This window comes from Rhizobium sp. L43 (assembly GCF_002531725.1).
GTDB lineage: Bacteria > Pseudomonadota > Alphaproteobacteria > Rhizobiales > Rhizobiaceae > Rhizobium.
This window is the reverse complement of record NZ_NWSQ01000026.1, coordinates 1-2,021: the sequence shown is the minus strand read 5'-3', so window position 1 is coordinate 2,021 and position 2,021 is coordinate 1. Positions and strand designations below refer to the sequence as shown.

The 2,021-nt window shown below is 55.9% G+C and carries 3 protein-coding genes; 1 reads left to right on the top strand and 2 read right to left on the bottom strand.

What is annotated here, in order from left to right:
- Positions 1–256: 256 nt before the first annotated feature.
- Positions 257–1,171, bottom strand: coding sequence for a hypothetical protein (locus CO667_RS27200; RefSeq protein ID WP_096772373.1), 915 nt, complete (start codon positions 1,169–1,171; stop codon positions 257–259).
- A gap of 129 nt (positions 1,172–1,300) precedes the next feature.
- Positions 1,301–1,834, bottom strand: coding sequence for a hypothetical protein (locus CO667_RS27195; RefSeq protein ID WP_088678666.1), 534 nt, complete (start codon positions 1,832–1,834; stop codon positions 1,301–1,303).
- Between CO667_RS27195 and CO667_RS35665 the strand changes: the two genes are divergently transcribed.
- A partial coding sequence (locus CO667_RS35665; RefSeq protein ID WP_210421753.1) for a hypothetical protein occupies positions 1,814–2,021 on the top strand: 208 nt, incomplete at its 3' end. The two genes, CO667_RS27195 and CO667_RS35665, sit on opposite strands and share 21 nt — an antisense overlap.

The following is a 2,021-nucleotide window of genomic DNA, read 5'->3' as shown; positions in this document are numbered from 1 at the left end:
TCGCCGCACCGCGCTCAGGGGAAGAAAGTTTTGGAAGGCCGTTGCGGGAGGACGATCGAGGCGAAGCCGGTTTTCGATCAGACATGCCTCATCGAGCCCGCGAAGGACGTGGCTCGGCTCAGTGGCGGAAGGTATATGACGATGGCAGCCGCGCTCCGACTGCCTGCCGGATCCTGCCGTCATCAAGGGAACATCCGTAACACGACGCTTGCCGCCCCCGTAGCGAAAATCAGGGATTTCCGCGACACGGGTCTCGTTACCACTCCCGCCATTCGGCGGTGATATCTTCATCATCCGGGAGGCTGAAGCCCGAGGCCCTTACGACCGCCTCGATCAGGACACCAAGTTCGTCGCGCTCCAGTGTTTCGATCATCCCGCTTCTGCCGTGGATCTCATTGATCGCAAGAACGATGTCCTTGACCGCTGCCTGGATTGCCTGCGCATCCCGCTGGCTGGTTGCGGCCTTCACCGTGTCGATGAACCCATTCAGCGCCGTTTCAGCCGTGGCGATATCGGCCGCGTTGAAAAGCTCGTCTCCCTCGGCCATGGACTCCCGCCAGCGCTGCGTCGGCATCTGGACCCGCAATGCTTCGACTTTATCGATATTCCCTGGCATGATCTTCTGCTTGGGCAAGGACGCCTTTCGGCGCGTGGCCTTGAGCATGGTGCGGTCAGCCTGCATCAGATAAACCGCCATCAGCCGCAAGTCGGAGTCATATTTTGCGATCGCGACTATATTGCCGACAGCATATGAGTGAACGAAGCGTTCGGCTGAATATTCCGGCAGCGTGCTGCTCTTGCCTTCTCGAAACGGGCCCGTCCCGAGCTTCTCGGCCACGATGTCGCTGCTGTCTCCGAACGTCAGACCGAATGGCAACGCCGACGAATAGGCGCGTTGCACTGCCCTGATCGCATCCGGCCCGGTAAATGACAGGCGAGAGACAATCCTCTCCTCGCCGTCCGACAGGCGTCTTGACCGCACCTCTTCGAATTCGGCAATGTATGCGGAAAGGCTTTCCACCTGCAGACCGAAACCGCTATCGAAACCGCCGAAAAATCCCATCTCCGCATTCGTACGAAAATCGATAGGGTCAAGCTTCTCGTGATGGGCAAGATAAGACTCGACAACTGGGTCGGCAATGCTGCGGCCAAGTATATCGAAATGATCCATTCTCTGCCTTCCTTTCACAGTATTTCTATCCAACATGACCTTACGTTCATTGTGACGTCGAACGAGTTACGTCCGCTTATGGCAGATACCGTTGAAAAACTCCGACGAGCGGCTGTTGAGATTAGATTGCTATCCGTTAACCTGTACGCGACCGCCTTCGATAACGACATGGCGGCCTTGAAGCTCGACAAAGCGCCAATCCTCACCAAGTGAACCATCCGGGAAAACCTGCAGGCGGTAACCACCTGACAGCAAGAAGTCGGCCCCGCCGTAGTTATCTGTGTTAACGGCTATGACGACGAGTTGCTCTGTGGCGTTCACGAAGGAGTTTGTCTCCGCGTCGTAGCCTTTCAGCAGAGATGCAATTTTGATGAGCTGTAAGTTTCCCGATTTAGGGTCGTCATCGTTTGGCTCCGTTCCTTCAGCCGGCTCGACGAAACGATCTGATGTCCCTGTGACTATTGTCTTCTCGTCAACGAAGCGCCACGGGCATTGAACATGCAGTGCATAGGCCCCGACAGTCCCTCTGCCTGAGGGATGCGGTCGAATGGTACCAAAATGGAAAACCTTCATGTCCGCAGCGTTGCGGGCAATGCTTAATGGCAGCCCTACCAGTAACTGAAGGCAGTTTTCGAGGCTGACTTGAATATCGTTTTCGGCCATCAAATTGAAACTCGGCTAAATCAGAAAAAAGACGCGCTCGTTGACGGCCCTGTTAGGGTGGCTTGCCCTGGGAGCAGCGCATTAAATCAAACGCGCCTCTTCATCTCAAGTTCTGCTTGCCCTTGCTCACATAATCAGACACTTCCGGTCACGCATGGCACCGAAAAAGCCGTCGGCAGGCTCGATG

What these genes read in the sequence shown, in the direction of transcription:
- CO667_RS27195 (WP_088678666.1), bottom strand. Translation starts at nt 1,834, where the DNA reads ATGGCCGAAAACGATATTCAAGTCAGCCTCGAAAACTGCCTTCAGTTA.
- CO667_RS27200 (WP_096772373.1), bottom strand. Translation starts at nt 1,171, where the DNA reads ATGGATCATTTCGATATACTTGGCCGCAGCATTGCCGACCCAGTTGTC.